Raw genomic sequence first — 12,946 nt, 5'->3', positions numbered from 1 at the left:
GTTTAACGTCGGTGCTGGGTGTGCGAGCGGGGCGACACATGGCTATGCCATCTTGTGTCGCCACCTAGTTGGGCGGATAAAGTATTATGCGGTTTTGAGGGAGCATTTACGCATGTTGCAAAGCAGCATGGCCGTGAGCAGGGTAATAGGCAGTGGTGCCAGCACCTTTATAAATTGCGCCCAAAGAGCATGTTGCGGGTGCAAATACACTCCTAAGATTCCGTAAAGGGTGAGGAAGATGCCACACACCAGGGTATTTTTATATCCCAGCTCCTTACCAAAACGCACACTCATCGCAGCAACAAGCAGACAACCAATAAGGCCTGCAAGCATGCTCTGAATTTGCAAGCCTACGTCCTGCTCGGCCAGTATCATGGCTTGCTCTTGGGCGATGCCATCGGGTAGCCATAACTGAACCAATACTATGCCTGCAACAAGCACGTATATGAAAAAGGCTGCTATGGTTACGCTGATAAGTTTTATATTTAATTTATTGTTAAACATGGGTTTTCTCCTTTGGTTAAAGTGGAGTTAGCAAGGAGAACGCCGATGCTTTGGTTAAGCGACTATTACTTAAAGATACCTTCTTTGTAGCCCTTGTAGGCCAGCAGGCCCACCGAAAAGAGCAGCGCCAGCGACACCAGGTTTTTTAGTAAACGCATGGTATCCTGATCTATGCGCCCGGCATTGTAGGCATCAAAAATGCCCCAAAAGCCGAAGGCATTGGCGGCAATGACCAATAGTATACTCCACAGATAGGTGTGCCTGTTGGTTTTCGGCTTAGCGGCAGTCGGGTCTTGTGAAGCCTGCACAGCGACAGGTTCTGAGCCAGTCTCTGTGGAAGAGGGTTGAGTGTGCTCAGGCGCACCGGCAGCACATGCGCTGTCTTGCATATGGACACTGTGATCCAAAGCCAATAATTGCTGGCAATCGATATCCAGCGCTGCGGCCATGCTTTTTATCGACTCCAATGAGGCAACGCCCTTGGCTTCGATTCGTTGTACCGTGCGTAAACTCAATCCTGCCATCTCCGCCAGCTGCTCTTGCGAGTAACAGCGGCTATCACGCAGGGTTTTTATGACCTGAACATTTACTTTCATTTTCATCTTGTGGGTCTCCTTGCTAACTGGACTTCAAATTAGCAATAGACCCTCTCCAGCAATACGTTAGGGTTGCGACATGCACCCGAAATCATTACGTAACGAATACGACACTATAGGTGATGAATGTTGTTTTAAAAAGATTTTTTAAATTTTGTGCACAATAAATCAGCGCCCCAAAATACTATTTTTAAACGCTTTAGTTATTGACAACTTATCGCTAATTGGCGAGATGACCTGCCTTAAACATTATTCCTGTGATTTCTTTTGTGCTTTTTTCTGCTTCTGCCAGCGTCGTCGGGCATAGCGACGCATGTTGGCAATTTGATCCGTTTCATCGACAATTGAGCGGCCGATAATGGTCTCAATAATATCTTCCATGGTTATTAATCCTTGCCACGAGCCGTACTCGTCATACACCAAACACATATGATGCTGATCTTCTAGGAGTTGGGTAAGCAATTGCTCCAAGCTGGTGTTGTCAGAGACGACCTTAGCTGGTCGAGCAAACTCAATCGCGAATTTTTTGTCGCCTACCATAATCAGATCCGACTTAAAAAGCATGCCGTGGGGAGCCTCGTCTTCATCCAGGATGGGAAAGCGGGTGAACTGGCTTTTGAGCACCTTGTCGCGAATGTCATCAAGGGGCAAGTCAGGTTTGAGCGTTTCACAGACGATGCGAGGCGTCATAACCTCGCGCACCTTGATGGTATGTAAATCGAGAATGTTGCTTATCGCTCTGTGCTCGGTCTCATCGACACTACCAAGCTCGGTGCCAAGAGAGGACAGAGCTTTAATTTCTGAGCGCAGATCTTCTTCACTGGCACTGCCACCGAGTAAACGGGTTATTTTGTCCGAAATCCAAATAAAGGGTTTGAGTGTCCAGATTAAGAAGGCGAGTATTGGCGGCAATACCACGGCTAGCTGGCGCCAGAACAGGGCGCCTATGGTTTTTGGGATAATTTCTGATAGCACGAGAATAAGAATTGTCATGACCGCTGAGGCGATACCCAAATAACCATTACCGAAGACGACCGTGACCTGGGCGCCAACCCCGGCAGCGCCGACCGTATGCGCCACCGTATTGAGGGTGAGAATTGCCGCCAGCGGTTGATCAATCCTTTCTTTGAGATTTTTCAGTGCCTGATAGCGAACCGGGTTCTCTAATTTTTGTTTAGCAATATAGCTAGGTGTAATGGAGAGCAATGCCGCTTCTAAAATAGAGCACATAAACGACACGGCGATAGAGAGTACGGCGAAAGCAATGAGCAATAGCATAGTAGGTTGTATAGGCCTGTTAGCAAAGTGACTTATTGTTAGTTTAGTTAACGATCTTTGGGTTAAAACCCATAAATAAAGGGTCCTAAGAGATAAACTTTGCGGCGCGCCCCATTAATTGATGCTGTCTTTGCTTAAGTAAAGTGTAGAGTTCGCCCATTAGCAATTTGATTCTGGGAACATCAACAAGCGATGGATGTGTTAAAACCCACATTTGGGCAAATTCATGGGGCTCAGAATCTCCAACTACCGTAAGTTGTTCCATGGTATCGGCGATATAACAGGCTCCGCGTATAAGCCCAAGCCCTTTGCTGGCGGCATCATGGCGCACTATTAAATCATCAATCACTAAGCTCACCGGTGCGTGTGGAAATGGACTGTTCTTAATCCAATCTGTTTGAGCACTATCGGCTGTGCCAACCAGCCATGCGTACTCGTCACTGGTTTTGTTAAGGAGGTAATCCCGTTGGGCGTAGTAATTTAAATACACGGCGCCGGCGCGATGGCCAACCAGATGATCACATGGTTCATTGGCGACGCGAATGACAATATCCGCCTCGCAGTTATCAATATCAACAAGGTGATAATTGCATTGCATCACCAGGCGAATCTGTGGGTAGCGTTTAGCAAAGGCTCCCAAATCTTCAAGAAGCAGGTACTGGGCAATGGCAGGGGGAAGAGACAGGGTAATTTGACCGCTGTGTTCTAGGTATTTTGCGCGTTGTGCATGCCTGTCTGCGAGTACCAGTGCCTCAACTTGCTGCGCGGTTTGCAATAAGGCATGCCCTGCCAAAGTGAGTGCGTACCCTGAGGGGGCAGACTCCACCAGGGTATAGCCATGGCTGTGATTGAGTTGTGCCAGCCGTCTTGCCACCGTGGTGTGATTCACCGCCAGTATTTTTGCCGCATTGCGTAGCGTCTTGCCCCGGTGAATTGCCAGTATCAGGCGATATGCATCCCAATCTTCCATAACCATGTATCACATCAAAGAGTTTGCACTCCAGTATGCTCATGTACCGCAAAACTAGCAATACGCCAATTTTCATCTGTTTTGTACAAGAAGTAGGTTGCTCCCACTTTATTGAATACCTCGCCATTATCGCGATAGCGAACAGCCACATTGGTGGCTATGGCAATGTTTTTATCTATCAGGCGCACATTAACCTGTTGCCAGTTGACCGAGGCCACTCCCTTGGATTTTAAGCTGTCGAGAAAGCCCACCACCTGCTTGCTGAAGTCTTTGGCGGGCATTGCCACTGGTGGATTGGCACTGGACATGAGCATGACCTGAGGCATATATAATTGCTCTACATGCGTCAGCGACTTTCCTTGTATATAACCGTTGTACTTATTCATATAGCTGGCAAAGAGGGCTTTAATAGCGGCCTCGTCCTTTGCTTGCTGTGCCGAGCCTGCGGCCAAAGCCTGCGAGCAAAACAGCGGTGCTAAAAATAGAGTTAACAGTAAAAACAGTAAGTTAGTTAAACGCATCAGGTTCCCCTTGGAGTAAAGTTGACCGCTTAAGCGTATCAACTTAATCACGTAAGGGCGTGGATTGTTTTGTCGTTACCCTGGTGCGGATTTGCAACACACGGGCACAACCTCGGAATAAGGCTAAACGGAACCACAGACAAGGACGTAAGGTTTTCGCTAAGAAAAAATGTTTTTTGAGAGGTTAAAAAGTTTGTTTAGGAAATAAAGCGCACCTTGAGTGCGAGAACGAATTAAGATTTGACTGGGGAGAGAAAAGAATGGTCGGCATAGCAGGATTTGAACCTGCGACCCCTGACACCCCATGACAGTGCGCTACCAAGCTGCGCTATATGCCGACTAGGACTGCAATAGTACGGATAATTTTTGCAATTGCAAGTGGGTGTTGAATCGTTTGCCTATAAATTATTCATATCGATAAGGTTTTTTATCCACTATTGAAAAAGCGCTGTTATCACAGCGTTTTTTGCGTCTTATTTAGCCGCGTTAGTTGAACTTAATTGGGGAGCGGCTAACCAGGTCTCGATATGCTCGGCCATAATATCGCGCAGCAGCGGCTGAGCCTCGGCATTGGGGTGAATATTGTCGTTTTGCATCAAGGAGCCATCGGTAGCGACTTGCTCGACAAAAAATGGCAGCAGATGAGCGCCCTGTTGTTCGGCCACGGTGGCGAAGCTGGCCTCAAACATTTGTGTGTAGCGGGGACCATAATTGGGCGGGATGCGAATGGCCATCACCGCCACTTCGGCACCGGCCGCCTGGCTTTGTTTGATCAGGGCCGTGAGATTTTGCTGCATCTTGGGAATAGGGAATCCACGCAGGCCGTCGTTACCGCCCAGTTCAATCAGCACATGGCTGGGCTGGTGGCTGGCTAAAATGCCCTCTAGGCGCCTTAGTGCGCCACCGGTAGTTTCGCCGCTGATACTGGCATTGATTAATTTAATGGGCTTTTTTTGCTCTTCATACGTATCTTGTAACAATTGCACCCAACCTTGGTGTTGTTTTAGACCATAGGCAGCGCTTAAGCTGTCTCCTAGGATCAGGATTTGGTTGTCAGCCCAGGCCATAAATGGTTTAGTGACAACTAATAGGACGAGCAAAATACGTAGGATTAAAGCATTCATATGTCAGCGTTATCTCAATTAAACATTATTCAAGTCAAAGAATTAACCAAGTCCGTTAATACGCTTGACGGCGATTTAACGATCCTCAGCGACATCAGCTTTAATGTCAAGCCGGGCGAGTCGGTGGCCATAGTAGGCGCCTCGGGCTCGGGTAAATCAACCTTGCTAAGCCTGTTGGCGGGGCTGGATAGAGCCACATCCGGAAGCATTATTGTTGATGGCGACGCCCTTGAGAGTCTTGATGAAGAAGGCCGTGCAGCCTTGCGGGCGCAAAAGGTCGGTTTTGTGTTTCAGTCTTTTATGCTGGTACAAAGCCTAAGTGCCCTTGAGAACGTGATGTTACCGGCGGAGCTGGCCAATCAAAAAGACGCCAAAGAGCAGGCCTTGGCATTGCTTGAAAAAGTGGGCTTGAGTCATCGTATTGAACATTACCCATCGCAACTCAGCGGTGGTGAGCAGCAAAGGGTGGCCATTGCCCGCGCCTTTGTCGGCACTCCAAAAATTCTCTTTGCCGATGAGCCCTCGGCCAACCTTGACAGCAAAAACGGCAAGCTGATTGAAGAATTATTATTTGAGCTTAATCAGCAGCAGGGCACCACCTTAGTGCTGGTAACCCATGATGAAGCTCTGGCCCATCGCTGTGAGCGCATCTTGCATATTGAGGGCGGTGAGCTAACCCAACTACGTGAGCCACAGGAGCGCGCGCATGTGGGCTAAGTTGGCGATACGATTATTTTTTAGAGAATTACGCCGTGGCGAGCTGACGGTGATCTGTGCCGCCATTGCTCTGGCGGTGATGACTGTACTCACTCTGTCGTCGGTGACCGACCGTATCGGCCAGGCTATTTTGCAAAAGTCCAATGCCTTTATCGCCGCCGACCGGGCCCTGGCCAGTAACCATGCTTTGCCTGATAATTATCAAGAGCAGGCGCAAAATATGGGGTTGCAAACTGCCCGGCTGACCTTTTTCGATACCATGCTGTTTGCCAATGAGCGCATGCAATTGGCGGCCATCAAGGCGGCTTCACAAGCGTATCCCCTTAAGGGGGAGTTGCTGATAAAAGGGGATTTCGATGCCCAGGAGCAGGTGGCCAAGGGCGGTCCAGAGCTAGGCACGGTTTGGCTCAATGAGTCGGTGATGTATTCACTGGACTTGGCGGTGGGCGATAGCGTAGAGCTTGGCGCCGCGACCTTTACGGTCAGTGCCATTTTAAGTGAAGAGCCGGACGCGCCCTTTAATATTTTCTCCGGCAGTCGTCGTGTGCTGCTCAACGAAGCAGACATTGAAAAAACCAAGGTCATCCAGCCCGGAAGTCGGGTGTTTTATCGCCAGTTGTATGCCGGCGAGAGCAACAAGATTGAGGCCTTTTATCAGTGGTTAAAACCCCAACTGGCCGAGAATCAACGCTGGTATGGGGTTAAAGACAGACAGTCACCCATTTCCAACTCACTTGAGCGCTCGGAGCGGTTTTTACTGCTGGCGGGCCTGCTTGGCATTATTCTCGCAGCCGTGGCCATTGCGGTGTCGGCAAAGCGTTATTGTGAGCGCCAGTACGACCCGGTGGCCATGATGAAAACCTTAGGCGGAGCGCGCTCGCAAATTCGCAATATCTACCTGCTGCACCTGGCCTTGGTATGTGGCTTTTCGCTGCTGCTTGGCTTGGCGGCAGGGTATGGCTTGCAGTATGCGGCGGGCAATTACATGGCCGCCAATATGGATGTGCAGTTGCCCCCGGCGTCAATACGCCCTTGGTTAAGTGCGGTGTTTATCGGTGTGGTGTGCGCTGTAATGTTCTCCATTAAACCACTGCTGGATCTTTTTGATATTCCCCCCCTTAGGGTCTTGCGTCGCAACCTGGGTGACCGTTTATTGGTGAGTAAAATTCACCTTACTCTGTCTGCCTTTACCGTCTTTGCTTTAATGTGGCTGTTCAGCGGTAAGATTATGATCACTATCATTTTATTCTTATCCTCGGCGGCGGTGGTCTTAGTGCTCTTTATCCTTTCCAAGCTGATTTTTGGCGGTGGCCGTAAGCTCGGCTTAAGCCCGGGAAACAGTTGGTCTTTGGCCATTGCCTCGATTCAAAAGCGGGCCAACGCCAATGCGGTACAACTGATCAGTTTTGCACTGGCCATTAAGTTGCTGCTGTTTTTAATCGTACTGAAAAACGACATGATCAATGACTGGCAATCTCAGCTGCCAGCGGATGCGCCGAACGCCTTTTTAGTGAACATCACAGAGGAAGAAAAGCAGCCGGTCGGTGATTACCTCGCGGCCCAGAATATAGAAGTGTCACGTTTTTACCCCACTATTCGCGGTCGTGTTAATGCCATCAATGGCGAGCCCGTGGCCCGAGAGGTGTCGTTAGAGGACAACGAGAAAAAAGACGAGGAAGCGCGCTCGGGAGTGGGCCGCGAGCTCAATCTTACCTGGGTGAGTGAGATGCCAAGTCATAATACCTTAAGTGGCGGGCAATGGTTTGACGAGCAAAGCCGCGGCGAGGTGTCGGTGGAGCAGTCCATGGCCGAACGTTTGGATATAAAGCTTGGCGACTCAGTGAGTTTTTTAATTGGCGCACAGAGCTTTGAGGCCAAGGTTACCAGCTTCCGCGAGGTGAACTGGTCCACCTTAAAGCCGAACTTCTTTATGATTTTAAGCCCGGATGTACTGGCGGATTTCCCCGCAACCTATATAGCCGCGGCGCGCATCGATGAGGGGGAAAGCAAGGCTTTTACTCAATTGCTGCGTCAGTATCCGACCATTACAGCCATAGATGTCGATAACTTTGTCGATCAAATTCGCTCAACCATAGAGCAGGTCTCTTTGGCGATTGGTTTTGTGCTTGCCATAGTTGTGGTTTGCGGCGCCTTGGTGCTTATTTCTCAGGTACAGGCGAGTCTGGGTGAGCGCATGCAGGAGGTGGTGATACTTCGTACCCTGGGGGCTCGCGGACAACTTATTCGTCATGCAACCCTGTATGAGTTTCTCTTGCTCGGTTTGGTGGCCGGTGTGGTTGCGGCGCTAAGTAGTGATATTGCCTTGTTTATCGTACAGCGCACCTTGTTTGAACTGCCGGGCAAGCTGCATCCGGATATCTGGTTGATTGGCCCCTTATCCGGTGCCTTATTTGTCGCTGTGCTGGGCTACACCATGATCGCCCGCACACTGAATAAAAACACCAGTGGTTTGCTGCGTAAAATCATGTAGTGGGGTTGTTTTTGCCTTAGCCGCTAATGGCGGCTGAGGATTTGGGCAAGAGCCGGTCTTAGTTCGGGATGGCGAAAGCGAAAGCCTTCTTTGAGCATGCGTTTGGGCTGCACATTTTGTCCGTACAGCATAAGATCGGCCATTTCTCCCATTAACAGTCGCAGCACTGCTTTGGGCATGCGCAAAAAGGCAGGACGGCGCAGTATTTGTGCCAGGGTTTTGCTGAATTCTTCATTACTCACCGGGTGTGGGGCGGTGGCATTGATGGGGCCGCTGATATGGTCGTATTTGATTAAATACATGATCACCTGCACCATATCATCAAGGTGGATCCAGGACATATACTGGTGACCATCGCCCAAAGGCCCACCGAGACCACAGCGAAATGCCGGCAACATTTTTGTCAGCGCGCCGCCACGGGCGGAAAGCACAATGCCGGTACGCAGCAAACAGACTCGGGTTTGTGCCTTTTGTGCCGCTTGCTCCCAGTCTTTGCACAGCCGGTGGCTGAACTCGTCATAGCAATGTTCATAATCTTCGCCAATCACCTGTTCGCCTTGGCGGCCGTAATAGCCTATGGCACTGCCGGAGATCAGGGTTTTTGGCTTTTTCTCGGCCTGGTTTATACGCTCGGCAATTTCCTCTGTGAGGGCAATACGAGAGTCATAGACCCGCTGTTTTTGCTCTGGCGTCCAGCGTTTGTTGACTATGGGCTCACCGGCTAGGTTGATCACCACATCGGTATCATTGAAATCAACCTTGTCTAGGCTGCGTACCGCTTCGATGCGGTGCCCAAGTTTCAGATAGGCATTAGCGGGCGTGCGCGTAAGTACCGTCACGCTGTGATGGTTTAACAGATGTTTATAAAGCTCGGAGCCAATTAGTCCGGTGGCCCCGGTAATAAGAATGTTCATGTCGCTATAACGCCAAGCCGCTCTATACAAGTGTAGGACATTTCTGGCTCTGTGCCGATTACGTCTATTTTTTGTCCCATATCAAGAGTTTATTTTCATTAGTAAGTCGCCTAAACTAGGCGTTAATAAGAAAGATGTATACGGGCCTAGGTCGCTTCGCGATCAGGTTTGTTTCGATTTAGCGCTCAAAAACCGCAAATTAACCCCCAGAAAAACAAAAAGGAATTAACTGTGCCTAGCTTTATTGGAGCAAGTAAAAGTTTAATGGTGTTGGCCTCCCTGGTGATCGTCTTGGCCGGGATTAAAATTGCCAGCCCCTTGGTGGTGCCCTTTATTCTCTCGGTATTTATTGCGGTGATCTGCAGCCCCCTGATCAATGCCTTGGGGCGTTATCGTATTCCTAAAGGGCTGGCCATTGTTCTGGTGATCATGTTGGTTTTTGGCTTGATTCTGAGCCTGGCAGGCTTGGTAGGGCAGTCGGTTAATGACTTTTCGGCGCAATTACCTCAATACAAAGAGCAGTTAAAAAACGAGTTTGAATGGCTGGTCAATACCCTGGCGCAATACAATATTTTTCTTGATAAGGCGCAAATTATGGCCATGTTCGACCCGGCCAAAATGATAGATGTAGCCACCAATATGCTCACCGGCTTCGGTGGCGTGATGGCGAACCTGTTTTTAATCATAGTCACTGTAGTGTTTATGCTGTTTGAAGGGCCAAGCATAGGCAATAAAATCCACCTGGCGATGGATGATCCGGACATGAAAATGGCGCAAATAGACCGCTTTCTTGCCTCTATCAATTCCTATTTGGCGATTAAAACCCTGGTGAGTCTGGCCACTGGTATCTTAGTCACCTTTATGCTGTGGCTGCTTGATATCGACTACTTCCTGCTTTGGGGTGTGGTTGCCTTTATGTTTAACTATATTCCCAATATAGGTTCTATTATTGCCGCCGTACCCGCGGTGTTGCTGGCGCTTATTACCCAAAGTCCGCTGACCGCAGCCATAGTGGGTGGTGGTTATATCCTTATCAATACTGTGATGGGTAACATGATAGAGCCGCGTTTTATGGGGCGAGGCCTGGGCTTGTCGGCCTTGGTGGTGTTTTTATCGTTAATTTTCTGGGGTTGGCTGCTTGGCAGTGTCGGCATGCTGTTGTCTGTGCCGCTGACCATGGTGGTGAAGATTGCCCTTGAAGAGAGTGAAGAAGGGCGCTGGATAGCCACCTTGTTAGGCAGCGATGCACAAGTTGCCAATAATACCAATTCACTTAAATAGCTAATCATTCTAGCGGGCTAAATATCATGCTAACTGCGTTGGAATTTTTCTATGTAGAGTTACTACATAAGAAAAATTCCGCCTTGTTAGCATATCATTTATCCAACGCTATCTCTGATCACATACTTAACAGAACTGGTATAAGTCGAGCTAGATAGCATCGACTTATTGGCCTAGTACGCTTATTCCAGTTTTTGGCTGGCCAGGAAAGCTACAAAGCGCTGTGTATAGGGTGTCACCGCGATTAACTGGTTTCCTGATAATCAAACTCTAGTTCGAACAGGGCGCCGCCAAGAGGGCTGTCGCCTATGGTTAAGTGACCATGGTAACCATTGACCAAATCGGCAACTATGGCCATACCGACACCGTGCCCGCTTTCATAGCTATCCAGGCGGGTACCGCGCTGTAATAATAATTCACGCTTATTCTCTGGAACGCCGGGACCATCGTCTTCAATAATCAGGCGCAGGCGCTTTTTCTTCTGCACTACCTTAAGGCTCACCTTTGAGTCGCAGGCCTTACAGGCGTTATCCACCAGGTTGCCAAGCAGTTCCATTAAATCTGTTTTATCGCCAAGGAAGAAGTGGTTATTGTTAACCTCAACGCTAAATTGGATATTTTTATCGCGATATACCTTGCTCATGGCGTTAAAGATGGAGTCAGCAACCGGTTTGATCAGGGTTTGTTTTTTCCAGGTATCGGAGGCGCCGGTGGCGGCCCGCTTTAATTGGTGTTCGATCATCACATTAATGCGGTCGAGTTGCTCCTGGGCATCACTATCTTGTGCCAGCGGGCTGGACTTTAATACCGCCAATGGGGTTTTCAGGGCATGGGCGAGGTCGCTTAAGGAAGCGCGATAACGTTCTTTTTGTCGCAGCTGTGATTCCAGTAGCAGATTCAGATCCGCCTTAATGGTTTGCAGCTCCACCGGATAATGGCCCTTAATGCTCATGCTGTCGCCGCTTTCTATGGCCTTAATTTCTTTATCCAGACGTTGCAGGGGACGAGAGCTCCAGATAAAGCCGATAATCATCAATACAGTGATCACCACACCCATGATCAGCATCCAGTTAATGGAGGTTTGTTTAAAGCCCTCCATCAGGCGCAAAATGGCATCATTGCTTTTTACCAGGATAAAGCGCGCTTCTATATCCTGGTCGAGATTGCCAAGAATGCCGGTAAGCGATAACTGCCAATATTTTTTACCCTTGTGGGTGACCAGGCGAAAATCGGACTTGCCGGTTTCTGTGATAAAGAGATCCGGTTTAAAGTCGGTATTGAGCGCCGATTCACTTTGCCAGAGCTGTTGCTCACCGGCGTAGATCATCGCATAGGTGTCTGAGGTAACGCGGTTGAGCTCTGGGGCAAGAATACTGCGTGGCATTTCCACCCCTTGCTCCGAGTATTCTACTTCGGAAATTAAGGAGTAGAGGTGTGCTTCGAGGGTTTTCTCGGTGGCCTCAATCAAGGAGGCGCGATAGGCATTGCCGATGGAGACAAAGAGAATTGGCATTGCCACGATCAACAAAAAGACAAGGATAAATCCTTGTCTTATTTTCAGTGAAACCTGATTGACTACCACTGGGAGCGCAACCTGTATCCTCGACCACGCAGGGTCTCAACAGGGTTTAGCGTGCCTTCAGGGTCAAGCTTTTTACGTAACCTCAGTACGAATACCTCGATAACGTTGGAGTCCAGGTCAAAGTCCTGATCGTAAATGTGCTCGGTCAATTCCGATTTTGAAATTACCTTTTGCGGATTAACCATAAGGTATTCCAACACCTTGTATTCGTAAGCGGTTAAATTAAGCTCACGGTCGTCAACCCAGACCTGCTGCGAGCGGGTATGAATACGGATAGGACCATTTTTAATTTCCGGGTTGGCCTGTCCGGCGCTGCGGCGAATTAAGGCGTTACAACGGGCGATCAACTCTTCAACATGGAAAGGCTTGGTCAGGTAATCGTCGGCACCGGCATCTAGGCCTTCTACCTTGTCCTGCCAGCGGTCGCGAGCGGTCAAAATTAGAATAGGAATATCAACGCCGTTTTTTCGGGCTTGTTTAATTACTTCGATACCATCAATTTTTGGCAGACCCAGGTCGACCACCGCCATATCCAGCGGGTATTCGCAAATGTGGAATAAACCGGCTTCGCCGTCATTACATAAATCCACGCTATAACGCTCTTTTTCTAAAGCGCTACGTAAGTTATCTGCTAAATGCAAATCGTCTTCGATGACTAAAATACGCATTAATTATTTTCCTTCTCAACTTGTCCCGTGCGTTTAGAGACAATAATGTCGATAACTCGGCCTTTGGGGTTTAAGATTCGAACAACAAATTTATCCTTTTGTTCCGAAATCTTTAAAACTTTACCGTTTTCGGCTTCTTTCGCAATCGCCACTGCCTGCTTCTTATCGACCACCTTAGCGGGCGAACCAGCATGGGCCGCAGAGAGAGACAGTGTAAATGTGATAAAGATGGCTGCGATTAGTCTTAACATGATTCAAAGAGCTCCCGGTGAATCTTCGGTAACCTAATATGGGTTAACC

Annotated in this window: 13 protein-coding genes and 1 tRNA gene; 3 read left to right on the top strand and 11 right to left on the bottom strand. The window is 48.9% G+C overall.

Annotated elements, in window-relative coordinates:
- Nucleotides 1-84: 84 nt before the first annotated feature.
- The 7 genes from C2M35_RS07965 to C2M35_RS07935 form a co-directional block, all read right to left on the bottom strand.
- Nucleotides 85-504, bottom strand: coding sequence for a hypothetical protein (locus C2M35_RS07965; RefSeq protein ID WP_105265038.1), 420 nt, complete (start codon nt 502-504; stop codon nt 85-87).
- A gap of 65 nt (nt 505-569) precedes the next feature.
- A complete protein-coding gene (locus tag C2M35_RS07960; RefSeq protein WP_233999470.1) occupies nt 570-1,106 on the bottom strand; it encodes a helix-turn-helix domain-containing protein in 537 nt (178 codons plus the stop codon).
- 243 nt (nt 1,107-1,349) lie between these two features.
- On the bottom strand, nt 1,350-2,378 hold the full coding sequence (locus tag C2M35_RS07955) for a CNNM domain-containing protein (RefSeq protein WP_105265037.1): 1,029 nt from the start codon (nt 2,376-2,378) through the stop codon (nt 1,350-1,352).
- Between the two features lie 85 nt (nt 2,379-2,463).
- Complete coding sequence (locus tag C2M35_RS07950; protein WP_158677941.1) at nt 2,464-3,348, bottom strand: LysR family transcriptional regulator; 885 nt, start codon at nt 3,346-3,348, stop codon at nt 2,464-2,466.
- A 14-nt stretch (nt 3,349-3,362) separates the two neighbouring features.
- A complete protein-coding gene (locus C2M35_RS07945) occupies nt 3,363-3,869 on the bottom strand; it encodes a hypothetical protein (RefSeq protein WP_105265035.1) in 507 nt (168 codons plus the stop codon).
- Nucleotides 3,870-4,130: 261 nt separating this feature from the next.
- Nucleotides 4,131-4,207: transfer RNA gene (locus C2M35_RS07940), tRNA-Pro, on the bottom strand.
- A 135-nt stretch (nt 4,208-4,342) separates the two neighbouring features.
- Complete coding sequence (locus C2M35_RS07935; RefSeq protein ID WP_105265034.1) at nt 4,343-4,993, bottom strand: arylesterase; 651 nt, start codon at nt 4,991-4,993, stop codon at nt 4,343-4,345.
- Between C2M35_RS07935 and C2M35_RS07930 the strand changes: the two genes are divergently transcribed.
- Together C2M35_RS07930 and C2M35_RS07925 are read left to right on the top strand one after the other, a co-directional pair.
- Entirely contained in the window at nt 4,994-5,710 is a 717-nt protein-coding gene (locus C2M35_RS07930; RefSeq protein WP_105212921.1) for an ABC transporter ATP-binding protein, read from the top strand. It abuts the gene before it with no gap.
- Nucleotides 5,700-8,201: an ABC transporter permease gene (locus C2M35_RS07925; RefSeq protein WP_105265033.1), complete on the top strand. Its 2,502-nt coding sequence runs from the start codon at nt 5,700-5,702 to the stop codon at nt 8,199-8,201. Before C2M35_RS07930 ends, C2M35_RS07925 begins: the two co-directional genes overlap by 11 nt.
- 23 nt (nt 8,202-8,224) lie before the next feature.
- On the opposite strand, the gene C2M35_RS07920 is transcribed toward C2M35_RS07925, so the two are convergent.
- On the bottom strand, nt 8,225-9,115 hold the full coding sequence (locus tag C2M35_RS07920; protein ID WP_105265032.1) for a TIGR01777 family oxidoreductase: 891 nt from the start codon (nt 9,113-9,115) through the stop codon (nt 8,225-8,227).
- 264 nt (nt 9,116-9,379) lie between these two features.
- Here C2M35_RS07920 and C2M35_RS07915 point away from each other — a divergent pair, with 264 nt between their 5' ends.
- Nucleotides 9,380-10,396: an AI-2E family transporter gene (locus C2M35_RS07915; protein ID WP_442792495.1), complete on the top strand. Its 1,017-nt coding sequence runs from the start codon at nt 9,380-9,382 to the stop codon at nt 10,394-10,396.
- 244 nt (nt 10,397-10,640) lie between these two features.
- On the opposite strand, the gene C2M35_RS07910 is transcribed toward C2M35_RS07915, so the two are convergent.
- Genes C2M35_RS07910 through C2M35_RS07900 form a run of 3 tightly spaced genes read right to left on the bottom strand, consistent with a single transcriptional unit; the run spans nt 10,641 to nt 12,897 of the window.
- Nucleotides 10,641-11,978 (bottom strand): ATP-binding protein, encoded by a 1,338-nt coding sequence (locus C2M35_RS07910; RefSeq protein ID WP_105199193.1) that lies wholly within the window; start codon nt 11,976-11,978, stop codon nt 10,641-10,643.
- Nucleotides 11,972-12,646 carry a response regulator transcription factor gene (locus C2M35_RS07905; RefSeq protein ID WP_105199194.1) on the bottom strand — a complete coding sequence of 225 codons (675 nt, stop codon included), beginning with the start codon at nt 12,644-12,646 and terminating at the stop codon, nt 11,972-11,974. The genes C2M35_RS07910 and C2M35_RS07905 overlap by 7 nt, the downstream gene beginning before the upstream one ends.
- A complete protein-coding gene (locus C2M35_RS07900) occupies nt 12,646-12,897 on the bottom strand; it encodes a PepSY domain-containing protein (protein WP_105199195.1) in 252 nt (83 codons plus the stop codon). The genes C2M35_RS07905 and C2M35_RS07900 overlap by 1 nt, the downstream gene beginning before the upstream one ends.
- Nucleotides 12,898-12,946 lie beyond the last annotated feature (49 nt).

Source organism: Pseudoalteromonas sp. T1lg76 (genome assembly GCF_002964725.1).
In the GTDB taxonomy this organism is placed as follows: Bacteria; Pseudomonadota; Gammaproteobacteria; order Enterobacterales; family Alteromonadaceae; genus Pseudoalteromonas.
Note: the sequence above shows the minus strand (reverse complement) of the source record. Positions and strands in the feature narration are given on the sequence as shown.

What these genes read in the sequence shown, in the direction of transcription:
- C2M35_RS07945 (WP_105265035.1), bottom strand. Translation starts at nt 3,869, where the DNA reads ATGCGTTTAACTAACTTACTGTTTTTACTGTTAACTCTATTTTTAGCA.
- C2M35_RS07905 (WP_105199194.1), bottom strand. Translation starts at nt 12,646, where the DNA reads ATGCGTATTTTAGTCATCGAAGACGATTTGCATTTAGCAGATAACTTA.
- C2M35_RS07925 (WP_105265033.1), top strand. Translation starts at nt 5,700, where the DNA reads ATGTGGGCTAAGTTGGCGATACGATTATTTTTTAGAGAATTACGCCGT.
- C2M35_RS07920 (WP_105265032.1), bottom strand. Translation starts at nt 9,115, where the DNA reads ATGAACATTCTTATTACCGGGGCCACCGGACTAATTGGCTCCGAGCTT.
- C2M35_RS07950 (WP_158677941.1), bottom strand. Translation starts at nt 3,348, where the DNA reads ATGGAAGATTGGGATGCATATCGCCTGATACTGGCAATTCACCGGGGC.
- C2M35_RS07930 (WP_105212921.1), top strand. Translation starts at nt 4,994, where the DNA reads ATGTCAGCGTTATCTCAATTAAACATTATTCAAGTCAAAGAATTAACC.
- C2M35_RS07935 (WP_105265034.1), bottom strand. Translation starts at nt 4,993, where the DNA reads ATGAATGCTTTAATCCTACGTATTTTGCTCGTCCTATTAGTTGTCACT.
- C2M35_RS07965 (WP_105265038.1), bottom strand. Translation starts at nt 504, where the DNA reads ATGTTTAACAATAAATTAAATATAAAACTTATCAGCGTAACCATAGCA.
- C2M35_RS07915 (WP_442792495.1), top strand. Translation starts at nt 9,380, where the DNA reads ATGGTGTTGGCCTCCCTGGTGATCGTCTTGGCCGGGATTAAAATTGCC.
- C2M35_RS07960 (WP_233999470.1), bottom strand. Translation starts at nt 1,106, where the DNA reads ATGAAAATGAAAGTAAATGTTCAGGTCATAAAAACCCTGCGTGATAGC.
- C2M35_RS07900 (WP_105199195.1), bottom strand. Translation starts at nt 12,897, where the DNA reads ATGTTAAGACTAATCGCAGCCATCTTTATCACATTTACACTGTCTCTC.
- C2M35_RS07955 (WP_105265037.1), bottom strand. Translation starts at nt 2,378, where the DNA reads ATGCTATTGCTCATTGCTTTCGCCGTACTCTCTATCGCCGTGTCGTTT.